10 protein-coding genes are annotated in these 14713 nt (G+C 66.4%); 3 read left to right on the forward strand and 7 right to left on the reverse strand.

The window, feature by feature from the left end:
- Positions 1-208: 208 nt before the first annotated feature.
- The 3 genes from RT697_RS03720 to RT697_RS03730 are packed head-to-tail and all read right to left on the reverse strand — an operon-like array spanning position 209 to position 3522.
- On the reverse strand, positions 209-1270 hold the full coding sequence (locus RT697_RS03720; protein WP_313697037.1) for a nitronate monooxygenase: 1062 nt from the start codon (positions 1268-1270) through the stop codon (positions 209-211).
- Between the two features lie 18 nt (positions 1271-1288).
- Positions 1289-2266, reverse strand: a complete 978-nt coding sequence (locus RT697_RS03725) for a tripartite tricarboxylate transporter substrate binding protein (protein ID WP_313697038.1) — start codon at positions 2264-2266, stop codon at positions 1289-1291.
- 26 nt (positions 2267-2292) lie between these two features.
- The gene (locus RT697_RS03730; protein ID WP_313697039.1) at positions 2293-3522 is read right to left on the reverse strand and encodes a YbfB/YjiJ family MFS transporter; all 1230 of its coding nucleotides are present in this window, start codon (positions 3520-3522) and stop codon (positions 2293-2295) included.
- A 65-nt stretch (positions 3523-3587) separates the two neighbouring features.
- Here RT697_RS03730 and RT697_RS03735 point away from each other — a divergent pair, with 65 nt between their 5' ends.
- On the forward strand, positions 3588-4460 hold the full coding sequence (locus tag RT697_RS03735; protein ID WP_313697040.1) for a LysR family transcriptional regulator: 873 nt from the start codon (positions 3588-3590) through the stop codon (positions 4458-4460).
- A 51-nt stretch (positions 4461-4511) separates the two neighbouring features.
- Here the strand turns inward: RT697_RS03735 and RT697_RS03740 are convergent, their stop codons facing one another.
- The 4 genes from RT697_RS03740 to RT697_RS03755 form a co-directional block, all read right to left on the reverse strand.
- The gene (locus RT697_RS03740) at positions 4512-5150 is read right to left on the reverse strand and encodes an OmpW/AlkL family protein (RefSeq protein WP_313697041.1); all 639 of its coding nucleotides are present in this window, start codon (positions 5148-5150) and stop codon (positions 4512-4514) included.
- 202 nt (positions 5151-5352) lie between these two features.
- On the reverse strand, positions 5353-6819 hold the full coding sequence (locus tag RT697_RS03745) for a glutamate synthase subunit beta (RefSeq protein WP_313697042.1): 1467 nt from the start codon (positions 6817-6819) through the stop codon (positions 5353-5355).
- 8 nt (positions 6820-6827) lie between these two features.
- Positions 6828-11567: a glutamate synthase-related protein gene (locus RT697_RS03750; RefSeq protein WP_313697043.1), complete on the reverse strand. Its 4740-nt coding sequence runs from the start codon at positions 11565-11567 to the stop codon at positions 6828-6830.
- A 463-nt stretch (positions 11568-12030) separates the two neighbouring features.
- Positions 12031-12795, reverse strand: a complete 765-nt coding sequence (locus RT697_RS03755) for a hypothetical protein (RefSeq protein ID WP_313697044.1) — start codon at positions 12793-12795, stop codon at positions 12031-12033.
- Between the two features lie 238 nt (positions 12796-13033).
- Here RT697_RS03755 and fghA point away from each other — a divergent pair, with 238 nt between their 5' ends.
- The gene (gene fghA, locus RT697_RS03760; RefSeq protein ID WP_313697045.1) at positions 13034-13900 is read left to right on the forward strand and encodes an S-formylglutathione hydrolase; all 867 of its coding nucleotides are present in this window, start codon (positions 13034-13036) and stop codon (positions 13898-13900) included.
- Positions 13901-13997: 97 nt separating this feature from the next.
- Positions 13998-14687: a hypothetical protein gene (locus RT697_RS03765; RefSeq protein ID WP_312439129.1), complete on the forward strand. Its 690-nt coding sequence runs from the start codon at positions 13998-14000 to the stop codon at positions 14685-14687.
- Positions 14688-14713 lie beyond the last annotated feature (26 nt).

The raw sequence follows: 14713 nt of genomic DNA on the forward strand, positions 1-14713 counted from the left end.
TCGGTGCTGATCGGCGTTTGCCATTGCTCCATGGGTGTCTGACACCCCTGAGGCACTGGTTCAGCACACACGCCGTCTACCCGGGTGTCAGACACCCATTCCGGGCCGACCGCCTTGGGAGTCTGACACCCTTGAGGCACTGGCCCAGCACACACGCCTTCTACCCGGGTGTCAGACACCCATTCCCGGGCCAAGCCGCCGCCAGCGCTCAGCGCCGCGTCTGCGCGGCCGCCGTTTCCCGGGCCAGGCGCTGAATCAATTCGGCCGTCGACTCCCGCCGCGCCAGCGGCGCGCCCTGGCCGGCCCACAGGGACAGGACATTGATATTGCCGCTCTTGCCGCCTGCCGTGCGCATGGGCCGCGTCAGCGCGTTCTGCAGCGGATACGGCAGGATGTCGCCGGCGATGGCGTCCACATCCCGCATGAAGGCATTGGCGATGCCGCGGGCCGGGCGGCCGGAGAAGCCGCGGGTGATCCGGGACTGTTCGGCGCGCGAGGCGGACACGACCGCCTTGTAGGCGTCGCTGATGCCGGATTCTTCCGTGGTGAGGAAAGCCGTCCCCATTTGCGCGAAGTCGGCGCCCAGGGCCAAGGCGGCCGCGATGCCCCGCCCGTCCATGATGCCACCGGATGCGATGACCGGAACCGAGACGGCGTCCGCCACCTGCGGGACCAGCGCCATGGTGCCGATCAGGGATGCCTCAAAGGCGTCCAGGAAAGTGCCACGGTGGCCGCCCGCCTCTGCGCCCTGCGCCACGATGGCGTCGACGCCGTCCAGCTCCAGCGCCTGCGCCTCGCGGACTGTCGTGGCCGTGCCCACCGTCAGAATGCCCAACTCGCGGCAGCGGGCCAGCGTTGCGGCCGGCAGGCGGCCGAAGGTGAAGCTGAGGACGGCGGGCCGGATGCGCAGCACGGCCTCGAGTTGCCCCGGCAGCGGATCGGCCTGCGGGCCGGGGGCCTCGGGTGCAGGCAGCCCCAGTTGCTCGTGGTAGCGCGCCATCAGGGCCAGCATCCGGCTCGCATCGCCCTGCATGGGCTCCTGCGTTACGGACGCGAACAGATTGATGGCAAACGGGCGATCCGTGCGGGCGCGGATCCCTTCGGCCGCCGCTTCGATCTGTTCGGGCGTCATGTAGGCCCCGCCGAGCGATCCCAGGGCGCCCGCCTTTGATGCCTCGGCCACCATGTCCACCGTGGTGGCGCCGCCCGCCATGGGCGCCTGGATGATGGGGTGGGTCAGCTTGAGCAGTTCAATCAAAGGGGTAGCCATGGGAAAACTCCTGGGAGGTTATTGAAGCTGGATGTTTCCAGCCTTGATGACGTGCGCCCACTTGTCGCTTTCGGTCTTGATGAAGGCGGCGAATTCCTCGGGCGTGCCGCCGCCGGCCTGGCTGCCGGTGTCGGCAATGGCCTTCTGCACATCCGGTTCCTTCAGGATGCGGTTGAACTCGGCGTTGAGCTTGGCGATGATCGGCGCGGGCGTGCCGGCAGGCGCCACGATGCCCTGCCAGTTGTAGGACTCGAAGCCCGGCAGGCCGGACTCGGCCATGGTGGGCACGTCGGGCAGCACGGCCAGGCGCTTGGCGGACGTGACGGCGATCGGGTGGATCTTGTTGCCCTGGATCGCGGGCAGCGCGGAATAGCCCATTTCGAACATCATCGCGATGTGGCCGCCCATGAGGTCGGTCGCGGCCAGGCTGCCGCCCTTGTAGGGCACGTGGACGATATCGATGTTGGCCTGTTCGCGGAACATCTCGCCCGACAGGTGGTGCGCGCCGCCCACGCCGGATGAGCCGAAGGTCAGCTTGCCGGGTTCCTTCTTGGCCAGCGCGATCAGGTCGGCCAGCGTCTTGACCGGCAGCTCGTTGTTTACGCTCAGGACCAGCGGGCTGTTCTCGATCAGGATGATCGGGGCCAGATCCTTCTGCGGGTTGTAGGGCATTTCCTTCATCAGCGACGGATTGACCGCCATCGGGGCCAGGTTGCCCGTGCCGATCGTGTAGCCGTCAGGCGCGGCCTTGGCGATGAGGTTCGTGCCGACCACGCCGCCGGCGCCCGCCTTGTTCTCGACGACAACGGGTTGCCCCAGCGATTCGCCCAGCTTGCGCGCCAACAGGCGCACGCGGGTGTCGGCAAAGCCGCCCGGCGCGTAGGGCACGATCATGGTCACGGGCTTGGCGGGCCACTCGCCGGTCTGGGCTTGGGCAGCGCCGCCAAAGGCGGCGGTGGCGGCCAGGGCGGCGATCAGGGGGCGTAGTGCTTTCATGCTGGGGACTCCTCTTTACCTGCTTTCTAATTGCTGTGTGGTTGGCCCGAAGGGCCGATGGCATTATGCCCAGCGCCATTGCCATCTGTCGTGACTTTTCCCAGCGCCCAGGCCGACGCCGCCAGCAGCCCCGCGCTGGCCGCCAGCACCTGCGGCAGGCCGGCGCCCCAGCGCGCCGCCCACGAGGCCAGCAACGGCCCCAGAATCTGTCCCGCCGCGAATGCCGCCGTCATGATGGCGGCAGCGCGCGGCGCCGCCGGGCCGGACAGGCGGCGCGCGGTCAGCATGCCCGCCTGCGTGATCACCATGAAGGTGCCGCCGACCAGCAGCGCCGCCAGGATCACGGCGGCAATGTGATGCCACAGCGCGACGGTCAGCATGCCGGCCGCCATCAGCGCCTGCGCGCCGCGCCACACCTGACGGTCGTCCCGGCCGCGCGCCAGCCGCGGGACCAGCAGGCAGGACAGCGCCGCGGCCATGCCGAAGAGCGGCCACGCCCAGCCGAAGATCGCCGGGTCCGGAAAGATCTCCTTGGCCATCGCCGGCAGGAAGGTGGCGGGAATGATGTAGCCGACCCCGAAGACGCCGTAGTGCAGCGACAGCGCGCCGATGCCGCGCGGCAGGCGGGCTTGCGGCGCGTCGGCGGCTGCCCGTCGCGCGGGAGGCGATTGCCGGCTGAGCCCGGGCCACGCCACGACCGACAGCGCCAACGCCAGACCGCCCAGCGCGGTCCAGGTCACGCCGGCGCTTGCGCCCCAGGCCATCAGGACCAGACAGGCCAGTCCCGTCAGCGCAATGCCCGCCCCCACGCCGGCATACGTCACCGCCGAAGCCGCGGCCTCGCGCGGATCGCCAGCGGGCACCGGCCGCCATGCGACCACGCAGATGAAGGCGCTGGCGCTGGCATAGCCCGCGGCCAGCCGCAGCGCCGACCAGCCCGCCACGCTGTTCAACAGCGGCATGGTCAGCGTCAGTGCGGCCACGGCGGCCAGGCTGGCCGCCAGCGTGGCACGGAGCCGGCGCACGGGCCAGACGATCGCCGCTAGCGCGCCCAACAGGTATCCCGCGTAGTTGGCCGACGCCATCCAGCCGCCCTGCGCCAGCGACAGGCCGGACTCCTGCGCCATCAACGGCCAGACAGGCGTGAAGGCGAAGCGGCCGATGCCCATGGCGGCCGCCAGCGCAAGCGCCGCGGGCCAGGCCAGGCTTGCGGCGCTGGCCGAGGGACGGGAGGAAGGGTAAGCAGGCGTTGACATGGAGCCTACTCTACGGCTGTACTAATATCTTGAATAGTGAATTATTAAGAACGTGAGTTCCCAAAATGAGAAACTTGGATCTCGATGCGCTGCAGATCTTCAAGACCGTGGCGGATCAGGGCGGCGTCGCGCGCGCCGCCGCGCAGTTGAACCGGGTGCAGTCCAATGTGTCGACGCGCCTGAAGCAGTTGGAATCCTCGCTGGGAACGCCGCTCTTTCGGCGGCAGAACCGCCGGCTGGTGCTGTCGGACCAGGGCCGCGTGCTGCTGTCCTACGCCGACCGCCTGCTGCGCCTGTCCGATGAGGCGCAGGCGGCGGTCCGGGAAGGCGCCCTGCAAGGCGTGCTGCGCATCGGCACCATGGAAAGCACGGCCGCCGCCCGCCTGCCGCCCATCCTGGCGGCCTATCACGCGGCCTGGCCGCAGGTGAGGATCGAACTGGTCACCGGTACGTCGGGCGCGTTGGCCGCCAAGGTGCGCAATTACGAGATCGAAGCCGCCTTCGTGGCGCAGCCCTTTCCCGCAGAGGGACTGGCGGCGATGGATGCGTTCAAGGAGGAATTGGCGCTGATCTCGCCGTTGGCCTGGGACCCGATCGGCAGTCCGAAAGACCTGGGCAACCGCAGCGTCATCGCCTTTGCGGCGGGCTGCTCATATCGGCGCATCCTGGAATCGTGGTTGAACCAGGAAGGCATTGCGCCCGGCAAGGTGATGGAGTTTGCGTCGTATCACGCCATCGTGGCGTGTGTGGCAGCGGGAACCGGCGTGGCGATCGTGCCGCGGTCGGTGTTGGCGGTGCTGGGGGCGGAGCATTCGGTGCGCGTGGGCGCGTTGTCCGGACCCCAGGGGCAGGCGCTTACCCAGCTGGTCTGGCGTGCCGACGACGACACGCCGGCGTTGCAGGCCCTGCGTAGCCGGCTTGCGCCGCCGCAGGATTGAGCGATGCGCGCGAGGCCGCGCGCATCGTCAGGTCAGCGATCAGGTCAGCGATCAAAAACGGTAGCCGATGCCCATGGTGGCGACCCACGGATCGATGCGCGCGGTGCCGACACGTTGGCCGTCCAGCGTCACCTTCGACTTGATGTCGATGTAGCGGATGTCGGCGTTCATGAACCAGCGGTCGTTGATCTTGATGTCCGCGCCCAGTTGCGCGGCCACGCCCCAGGAATCGCCCAGCTTCAGGTTCGAGCCCTTGAGTGCGCCTTCGGCCTTGGTGTCGAAGAAGTGGGTGTAGTTGATGCCGACGCCGATGTAGGGCTGGATCATGCTGTCGGGCAGGATGTGCCATTGCAGGCTGAGCGTGGGGGGCAGTTGCTTGGTGGAGCCGATCTTGCCCAGGTTGCTGCCGCTGACGTCATGCTGGAAGGGCCAGGCGCCCAGCAGTTCGATGCCGATGTTGCGGGTGGCCATGTAGGCCAGGGTGAAGCTGGGGCGCACGTTGTTGCTCACATCCAGCTTGACGCTGCCGTCGAGCACCGAGCCATTGTTCTGCGAGGGGCGGACTTGCGTCACGCCGACGCGGAACAGGATATCGCCGGCTTCGTGGGCATGGGCGGGAGCGGCGAATGCGCCGGCAGCGATCAAACCAGCAATGGCGGTGGCGCGGATACGCCCGTTCAGCGAAAACATTTTCTTCTCCGATCTTTCCGTGTGGGGTGAGACGACAGGTTCTCAGACCGCCCCGTCCCCGATCTTGACGTGTGTCAAATCGTGAAAAGACCGTTTTCAGAAAGTGGTTATGCCGCAACACCTGCGGTTAACCGCAACGCAAGGCAAAAAAAACGCCGCCGGCGCGCAAGGCGTCCGGCGGCGTTGATGTGTCGCAATACGATCAACGCGGCAGTTCGCTGCTTCCCATCAGATAGGCATCGACCGAACGCGCGCACTGGCGGCCTTCACGGATCGCCCACACGACCAGCGACTGGCCGCGGCGCATGTCGCCGGCGGTGAAAACCTTCTCCACGTTGGTGCGGTAGTCGTCGGTATTGGCGCGCACATTGCCGCGGCCATCGCGATCCACGCCGAACGCGTCCAGCACGTTCTGCACCGGCGACACGAAGCCCATGGCCAGCAGCACCAGGTCCGCCTTGATCTCGAACTCGGAGCCTTCGACTTCGCGCATCTTCATCTGGCCCGTGGCGTCGTCCTTGAACCATTCGACGCGTGCACCGACCAGTTGCTCGACCTTGCCGTTGGCGCCCTTGAGCAGCTTGGTGGTCACCGACCAGTCGCGCTCGCAGCCTTCCTCGTGCGACGACGACGTGCGCATCTTCAGCGGCCAGTACGGCCACGTCATGGTCTTGTTTTCGGACTCGGGCGGCTGGGGCATCAGTTCGAACTGCGTGACCGATGCGGCGCCATGGCGGTTGCTGGTGCCGACGCAGTCGGAACCCGTATCGCCGCCGCCGATCACCACCACGTGCTTGCCCTTGGCCAGCGTCTGGTTGGTGAGGCGGTCGCCCGCCACGGCCTTGTTCTGCTGACGCAGGAAGTCCATGGCGAAGTACACGCCGTCGAGCTCACGGCCCGGCACCGGCAGATCGCGCGGCGTCTCGGAGCCGCCGCTCATCACGACGGCGTCGAATTCGGCCAGCAGCGATTTCGGCGTGCGCACCGTCAGGCCGTCGGCCACGGGATCCTTCGGATCGCCGACGTAGGTCGACGGCGCGAATTCCACGCCCTCGGCTTCCATCTGCGAGATGCGGCGATCGATCTGGTGCTTTTCGAGCTTGAAGTCGGGGATGCCGTAGCGCAGCAGGCCGCCGATGCGGTCGCTCTTTTCGAACAAGGTCACGGAGTGGCCCGCGCGCGCCAGTTGCTGCGCGCACGCCATGCCGGCAGGGCCGGAGCCCACGACGGCAACCTTCTTGCCCGTCTTGCGCGCCGGCACTTGCGGCGCGACCCAGCCCTCGGCCCAGCCCTTGTCGATGATCGCGTGCTCGATGGACTTGATGCCGACAGCGTCGCTGTTGATGTTCAAGGTACAGGCGGCTTCGCAGGGCGCCGGGCAGATGCGGCCCGTGAACTCCGGGAAGTTGTTGGTGGAGTGCAGGACGTCCAGCGCGCGGCGCCAGTCCTGCTTGTACACCAGGTCATTCCAGTCCGGGATGATGTTGTTGACCGGGCAGCCGTTGTTGCAGAACGGGATGCCGCAGTCCATGCAGCGCGCCGCCTGCTGCTTGGCCTGATCGTCGGTCAGGTGCAGCACGAATTCGCGCCAGTTCTTCAGCCGCTTCTGCGGGGCCTCGGAGGCCTCCTGCAGACGCTGAAATTCCATAAATCCAGTGATCTTTCCCATGGTATCCCTCACGCAGCCAGTTGTTGCGGGTTGGCTGCACGCCACATTTCACCCAATGCACGGCGGTAGTCCGTCGGCATGATCTTCACGAATTTGCCACGCGAGGCTTCCCAGTCGCCCAGGATTTCGCGGGCACGGTAGCTGCCGGTGTAGCGGAAGTGGTCTTCCACCAGGCGGCGCAGGATGGACTCGTCCGTCTCGCGTTCGCCACCGCGCTGCGCGCTGTGCCAGATGTCGATGTTGTTCAGCGACTGCTGCTCGGCGTGCGGCACCACCGATTCCAGCTCCACCATCGACAGGTTCACGCGGTGCTTGAGCGTACGGTCCGGATCCCAGACGTACGCCACGCCGCCGGACATGCCCGCCGCGAAGTTGCGGCCGGTGGAACCCAGCACGACGACGGTGCCGCCGGTCATGTATTCGCAGCCGTGGTCGCCTGTGCCTTCCACGACGGTGGCCGCGCCCGAGTTGCGCACGGCAAAGCGTTCGCCCGCCACGCCGTTGAAGAACGCCTCGCCTGCCAGCGCGCCGTACAGCACGGTGTTGCCGGCAATGATGTGGTCGGGGCCGAAGCCGCGGAAGTCGTTGGGCGAGCGCACGATGATGCGGCCGCCGGACAGGCCCTTGCCCACGTAGTCGTTGCCTTCACCCACCAGATCCATCGTGATGCCGTGCGCCAGGAACGCGCCGAAGCTCTGTCCGGCGGTGCCGTTGCACTGGATGTGGATGGTGTCGTCGGGCAGGCCGTCGTGGCCGTAGCGCGAGGCCACGGCGCCGGACAGCATCGCGCCGATCGTGCGGTTGCGGTTGCGCACCGGCACGATGAACGACACCTTCTCGCCACGCTCCAGCGCGGGCTTGCTGCGCTCGATCAGCAGGTGATCCAGCGCGCCAGCCAGGCCGTGATCCTGCTCTTCGGTCTGGTGCACTTCGGCGTCGGAGACGGTCTGGTGGAACACGCGGGTGAAGTCCAGGCCTTGCGCCTTCCAGTGCTCGACGCCCGAACGCATGTCGAGCAGATCGGCGCGGCCGATCAGGTCGTCGAACTTGCGGATGCCCAGCTGGGCCATGATTTCGCGGACTTCTTCAGCGATGAAGAAGAAGAAGTTCACGACGTGCTCGGGCTTGCCCTGGAACTTCTTGCGCAGCGCGGGATCCTGCGTGGCCACGCCCACCGGGCAGGTGTTCAGGTGGCACTTGCGCATCATGATGCAGCCTTCGACGACCAGCGGCGCGGTCGCGAAGCCGAATTCGTCGGCGCCCAGCAGCGCGCCGATGACGACGTCGCGGCCGGTCTTCATCTGGCCGTCGGCCTGCACGCGGATGCGGCTGCGCAAACGGTTCAGCACCAGCGTCTGCTGCGTTTCGGCAAGACCCAGTTCCCAGGGCGTGCCCACGTGCTTGATGGACGACACCGGCGATGCGCCCGTGCCGCCGTCATGGCCGGCGATCACGACGTGGTCGGCCTTGGCCTTGGCCACGCCCGCGGCCACCGTGCCGACGCCGACTTCGGACACCAGCTTGACCGAGATCGAGGACTTGGAATTGACGTTCTTCAGGTCGTGAATGAGCTGTGCGAGGTCTTCGATCGAGTAGATGTCGTGGTGCGGCGGGGGCGAGATCAGACCCACGCCCGGCACCGAGTAGCGCAACTTGGCGATGTATTCCGACACCTTGTGGCCGGGCAGCTGGCCGCCTTCGCCGGGCTTGGCGCCCTGCGCCATCTTGATCTGGATCTGGTCGGCGGACGACAGGTACTCGGCGGTCACGCCGAAACGGCCTGACGCCACCTGCTTGATCTTCGAACGCAGCGAGTCGCCCTTCTTGAGTTCGACGTCGGCTTCGATGCGGTCCGTGCCCAGCACCGAGGCCAGCGTGTCGCCGTCCTTGATGGTGCTCTTGCCTTCGCGCATTTCGGCGCGGTAGCGCAGTTCGTCCTCGCCGCCTTCGCCGGTGTTGGACTTGCCGCCGATGCGGTTCATCGCGACGGCCAGCACCGAGTGGGCTTCGGTCGAGATCGAGCCCAGCGACATGGCGCCGGTGGCAAAGCGCTTGACGATCTCCTTGGCCGGCTCGACGTCGTCCAGCGGGATGGCGCGCGACGGGTCGAAGCGGAACTCGAAAAGGCCGCGCAGCGTCATGTGACGGCGGCTCTGGTCATTGATGATCTGCGCGTACTCCTTGTACGTGCGGTAGTTGTTGGCGCGCGAAGCATGCTGCAGCTTGGCGATCGAATCCGGCGTCCACATGTGCTCTTCGCCGCGGACGCGATAGGCGTATTCGCCGCCGGCGTCCAGGTCGTTGGCAAGCACGGGGTCGGCGCTGAAGGCGGCGCGGTGCTGGCGCAGCGCTTCTTCGGCGACCTGGAAGATGCCAATGCCTTCGATGTTGGAGGCGGTGCCGGTGAAGTATTTGTTCACCAGGGCGCTCTGCAGGCCCACGGCTTCGAAGATCTGCGCGCCGGTGTAGGACATGTACGTGGAAATGCCCATCTTGGACATAACCTTGTTCAGGCCCTTGCCCAGCGCCTTGATGTAGTTCTTCACGGCCTTTTCGGGGTCATTCATCTTGCCCAGCGATTCGAGCGCCAGGTAGGGGTGAATGGCTTCTGCGCCGTAGCCGCCCAGGAGCGCGAAGTGGTGCACTTCGCGGGCCGAACCGGTCTCGACGACCAGACCCGTGTTGGTGCGCAGGCCGGCGCGGATCAGGTGCTGGTGCACGGCCGACGTGGCCAGCAGCGCGGGGATGGCCACGCGCTCGCTGTCGACCAGGCGGTCCGACACGATCAGGATGTTGTACCCGCTGCGCACTGCGTCAACAGCGCGCGCGCACAGGGCTGCCACGCGGGCTTCGATGCCCTCGGGACCCCAGGCGGCGGGATACGTGATGTCCAGTTCGAAGCTGCGGAATTTCTTGCCCGTGACCTGATCGATGTCGCGGATCTGCGCCATCGCGGCGAAGTCCAGCACCGGCTGGGACACTTCCAGACGCAGCGGCGGGTTGACGTTGTTGATGTCCAGCAGGTTCGGCTTGGGACCGATGAAGGACACCAGCGACATCACGAGCTGTTCGCGGATGGGGTCGATCGGCGGGTTCGTGACCTGCGCGAACAACTGGCGGAAATAGTTGTAGAACGGCTTGGCGCGGTCCGACAGCACGGCCAGCGGGGCATCGTTGCCCATCGAGCCGATGACTTCCTCGCCGCTCGAAGCCATGGGCTCCAGGATGAACTTGTAGTCTTCCTGGGTCCAGCCGAATGCCTGCTGGCGATCCAGCAGCGACACGGCCGATTGCGTGGCCACGGCGACCTGACGCGGGGCGGGCAGCGATTCCAGCTTGATCTGCAGGCGTTCGATCCACTGGCGGTACGGACGGCTGTTGGCCAGTTGCAGCTTGATTTCGGCGTCGTCGATGATGCGGCCCTGTTCCAGGTCGATCAGGAACATCTTGCCCGGCTGCAGGCGCCACTTCTTGACGATGCGGTTTTCGGGAATCGACAGCGTGCCGGCTTCCGACGCCAGGATGACCATGTCGTCATCGGTGACCAGGTAGCGGGCGGGACGCAGGCCGTTGCGGTCCAGCGTGGCGCCGATCTGGCGGCCATCGGTGAACGCGACCGCGGCGGGGCCGTCCCACGGCTCCATCATGGCGGCGTGATATTCGTAGAAAGCGCGGCGGCTTTCGTCCATCTGCGTGTGCTGTTCCCAGGCTTCCGGGATCATCATCATCATGGCGTGGGCCAGCGAGTAGCCCGAATTCACCAGCAGTTCCAGGCAGTTGTCGAACGTCGCGGTGTCCGACTGGCCTTCGTAGACGATGGGGTACAGCTTTTTCAGGTCGTCGCCCAGGACTGCCGACTGCATCATGCCTTCGCGGGCGCGCAGCCAGTTGAAGTTGCCCTTGACCGTGTTGATTTCGCCGTTGTGGGCGATCATGCGGTACGGGTGGGCCAGCGGCCAGGCGGGGAACGTGTTGGTCGAGAAACGCTGGTGGACCAGCGCCAGCGCGGACACCGTGCGGGTGTCGGCCAGGTCGCGGTAGTAGCGGCCGACCTGATCGGCCAGCAGCAGGCCCTTGTAGACCACGGTGCGCACCGAGGCCGACGGAACGAAGTATTCCTTGCCGTGCGCCAGATGCATGTTCTGGATGGCGTGGCTGGCGGTCTTGCGAATGACGTACAGCTTGCGTTCCAGCGCGTCCGGGACCATCACGTCGGCGCCGCGGCCGATGAACAGCTGGCGGATAACGGGTTCGCAGTCGCGGACGGTGGGCGACATGGGCATGTCGACGTCCACCGGCACGTCGCGCCAGCCCAGCACGACCTGACCCTCGGCGCGCACGGAGCGTTCGAGTTCCTGTTCGCAGGCCAGGCGCGAGGCCGTTTCCTTGGGCAGGAACACCATCGCCACGCCGTACTCGCCGGGCGGGGGCAGGATGATGCCTTGCTGGCTGAGTTCGTCGCGATAAAGCGTGTCGGGGATCTGGATCAGGATGCCTGCGCCATCGCCCATGAGCTTGTCTGCGCCGACCGCGCCGCGGTGGTCCAGGTTCTCCAGAATCTTCAGACCCTGCTGGATGATCGCGTGGCTTTTCTTGCCCTTGATGTGGGCAACGAAGCCGACGCCGCAGGCATCATGTTCGTTCTTGGGGTTGTACAGGCCCTGGGCCGAAGGCAGGCCGATGCGGGTCGCATCGATGGCAACTGCCTTGGAGGTGGGACAGGATTCGGTCGGGGTAATTTGGGGCATGGCGCGCTCCGCAGTGGGCCTGCGTTTAATGTTGCAGTGCAGGAGTCGGACAATACCCCCGCCGGGAGTAGGGTGCAACAGAAACAAAAGGGGTATGACCCTAATTTAAATGATGCTATGTCATAGTGCATAAATATAGGGACACAACAACAGCCGCGCCGTTATTGGCTGCTGCGGAAGCAGGGTATCGGCATGAGCGATCCAGGCGCCTGAAACCCCGCAAATCGACGTTATACGTCCCTATTTAAATCCGTGTTTTTTCTGCCCGGGATCAACGTTGAGTGTGGCGAAATCGCACGGTTTTGGCGGCGGCGTCAGGCGCGGCGTGAGACACGTCAAATGTGGCTGCACGCAGGCGCACAAGCGCACAGGCTTGCCCCGCGCAGGCCTTTCTGCTGCAAAGCGGCGCCGCACTGCCCAAACGCAGACAAACAAAACCCGCCGTGATGGCGGGTCGGAAGGATCAGGAATTGTTGACTGGCGGCGTGGACGTCGGTGGCGTGGGCGGGCTGGACTCGTTGTCCGCGGGTGCCGCGGCGGGCTTCTTGCGCGGCCGGCCACGCTGGCCGGGCGCCACGCGCCGGCTGGCGGTATGAGCCAGGCTGGCGATGAAGCTGGGGCCGCCCAGTGCCCATTGACCTGAGACGGCCTGGTCGATGCGCTGGGTTTCCTCGCGTGACAGCCCATCTTGCAGCCGCTTGCGGTAATTGGCCTGCCGGTCGAACGGCGTGTTGCCGCAAGCCCAGTAATCGGCGTGATCGGACTGCCATTGAGCCGGTGCGGCGCTGGTGTTGCCGGTATGGCTGGACGCGGACGACCACGGCCACGAATCCGGATCCTGCGACGCCCCGCTGCGAACCGGATAGGTTTCCAGCCAGACCAGCGAGGGCAGCACCCACGCGCCGGGCTCCAGCAAGGCCGAGCGGTATCGACCCGCGAACACCCGGCCGCCGCGCAGCCGCGCCGCAAGGTTGCGGCCCAGTGTCTGCATCAGCCGCGGCAGGCCTTCTTCGTCGGCCGGCGTGGCCAGGAGCAGGATGCGGTCGTTGGCGAGGAGCCAGCCGTGCACCGATACGCGGTGCCGCTGGGCCGATTCGCCCAGCCACGTGGCGAGCTGATTCAGGATGTCGGCGGGCGCGGGTTGCGATGGCGCCGCCAACGGCTGAATAAAGTTGGCCTGCACCAGTTGGGGCAGCCCAGGGGCATACAGACGGGGCAGTCGGGCCATAGTGTCAGGGCTTGCGTATTGGGAAGAACGGGTTGTCTTCACACACGGTATATAAATAGTGCCACGGTGGGCGTTGGTCAAGTGCCGTGATCACAATCTGAGCGCGGAATCGTATTTTTTTGTGGCGAGCGCTCATTGAGGGGCAGGTTAACATTCGGCGACGGAACGTCGCACCGTGGATTCCCCTAACACGCCGACGTTTTCTCCACCTCGATTTATTCTTCTTCGGAGCAAGCCCATGGCCGCGTCCCTCGAACTCATCTCGCAGCATCGGTGCTTCGGCGGCACGCAGCGCTACTACCGCCACGACTCCACCGAAATTGGCCTGCCCATGCGGTTTTCGGTCTATGTGCCGCCGCAGGCCGAGCAAGGCCCGGTGCCGGTGCTGTTCTACCTGGCGGGCCTGACCTGCACCGAAGAGACGTTCATGATCAAAGCCGGCGCGCAGCGGCTGGCAGCGGAACTGGGCGTCATGCTGGTGGCGCCCGACACCAGCCCGCGCGGCGCCGGCGTGCCCGGTGAGGACGAAAGCTGGGACCTGGGCACCGGCGCCGGCTTCTATGTCGACGCCACCACCCCGGCGTGGCGCGACCACTACCGCATGTACAGCTACGTCACCCAGGAACTGCACGGCATCGTCACCGGCGGCGCACTGCCGGGGGATGCTTCGCGAACCGGCATCTTCGGACACTCCATGGGCGGCCACGGCGCGCTGGTGCTGGCGTTGCGCAACCCCGGCAAGTTCCGGTCGGTCTCGGCGTTTGCCCCGATCGCGGCGCCCAGCCAATGCCCGTGGGGCAAGAAGGCGTTCGGCGCTTACCTGGGCGCGCAAACCGAGGACTGGGCGGCCTACGATGCGTCCGCCTTGATGCGCGGATTGCAGCAACCCTTCCCCGGCGGCATCCTCATCGATCAGGGCGACGCCGACCAATTCCTGGCCGAGCAGTTGTATCCCGAGGTATTCGAGGCCGCCTGCGCCGCCGCCGGACAGCCGCTCACTCTGCGCCGCCAAGCCGGCTACGACCACGGCTATTACTTCATCTCGACGTTCATCGAGGATCACATCCGGTTTCACGTCGAACGGCTTGGAAAACCGGGCGCCTGAAGACGCGCTTCTATACTGATGAGCCTGCCGCGGCGGGTGGCGGCTTCCTGCGCCCGCCGCGCTGCACATCGCGGCGGCTTGAATAGGAACGCCTGATTTGATCAACGGAATCGCTCCCTTCGCCTGGATCCTGCTGGGCGCCGTCATCGTCCTGTTGCCCGGCATCGTCATGCTGCTGGGCCGGGGCGGCCCCCGCGACGAGCGCGGACGCCGCATGTTCCAGTTTCGGCCGGTGCGCCGCGTGTGCGGCCTGCTGCTGGTGTGCCTGGGATGCGTATCGGGCCTGCTCGCGCTGTCGCTGGTGCAGTTCGTCCGCCTGACCACCGACCAGCCGGTTGCCCGCATCGACATCCGCCAACAGGCCGAGGGTCAGTTCCAGGTCAACGCCAACGCGCCGGGCATCGGCGACAAGCAGTATGTCCTTTATGGCGACCAGTGGCAGATCGACGCCCGGGTCGTGCGCTGGAAGCTGCCGGCGCTGATGGCAGGCGTGCCGCCGCTGTACCGGCTGGAGCGGCTGTCGGGCCGCTACAGCGATGCCGCCCGCGAAGCCACGGCCACGCGTTCAGTGCATCCCCTGGATGACTGGCCCGCGCCGGACCTGGGTTCGCTGAAGAAAAGTTTTCCGAACTGGTTCCCCTTCGTCGATGTCCAATTTGGCAGCGGCGCCTACATGCCCCTGTTCGACGGGGCCCGCTACCAGGTTTTCATGGATCCCCGGGGCGCGCTCTTCATCCGTCCGGACGGCGAAGCCACCGCCGAAGGGCTGAAGCGCTTGGGCTGGTAAAGCCTCACCCTGACGTGCGCCGCCCG

This window comes from Achromobacter sp. (assembly GCF_032113835.1).
Lineage (GTDB): Bacteria > Pseudomonadota > Gammaproteobacteria > Burkholderiales > Burkholderiaceae_B > Achromobacter.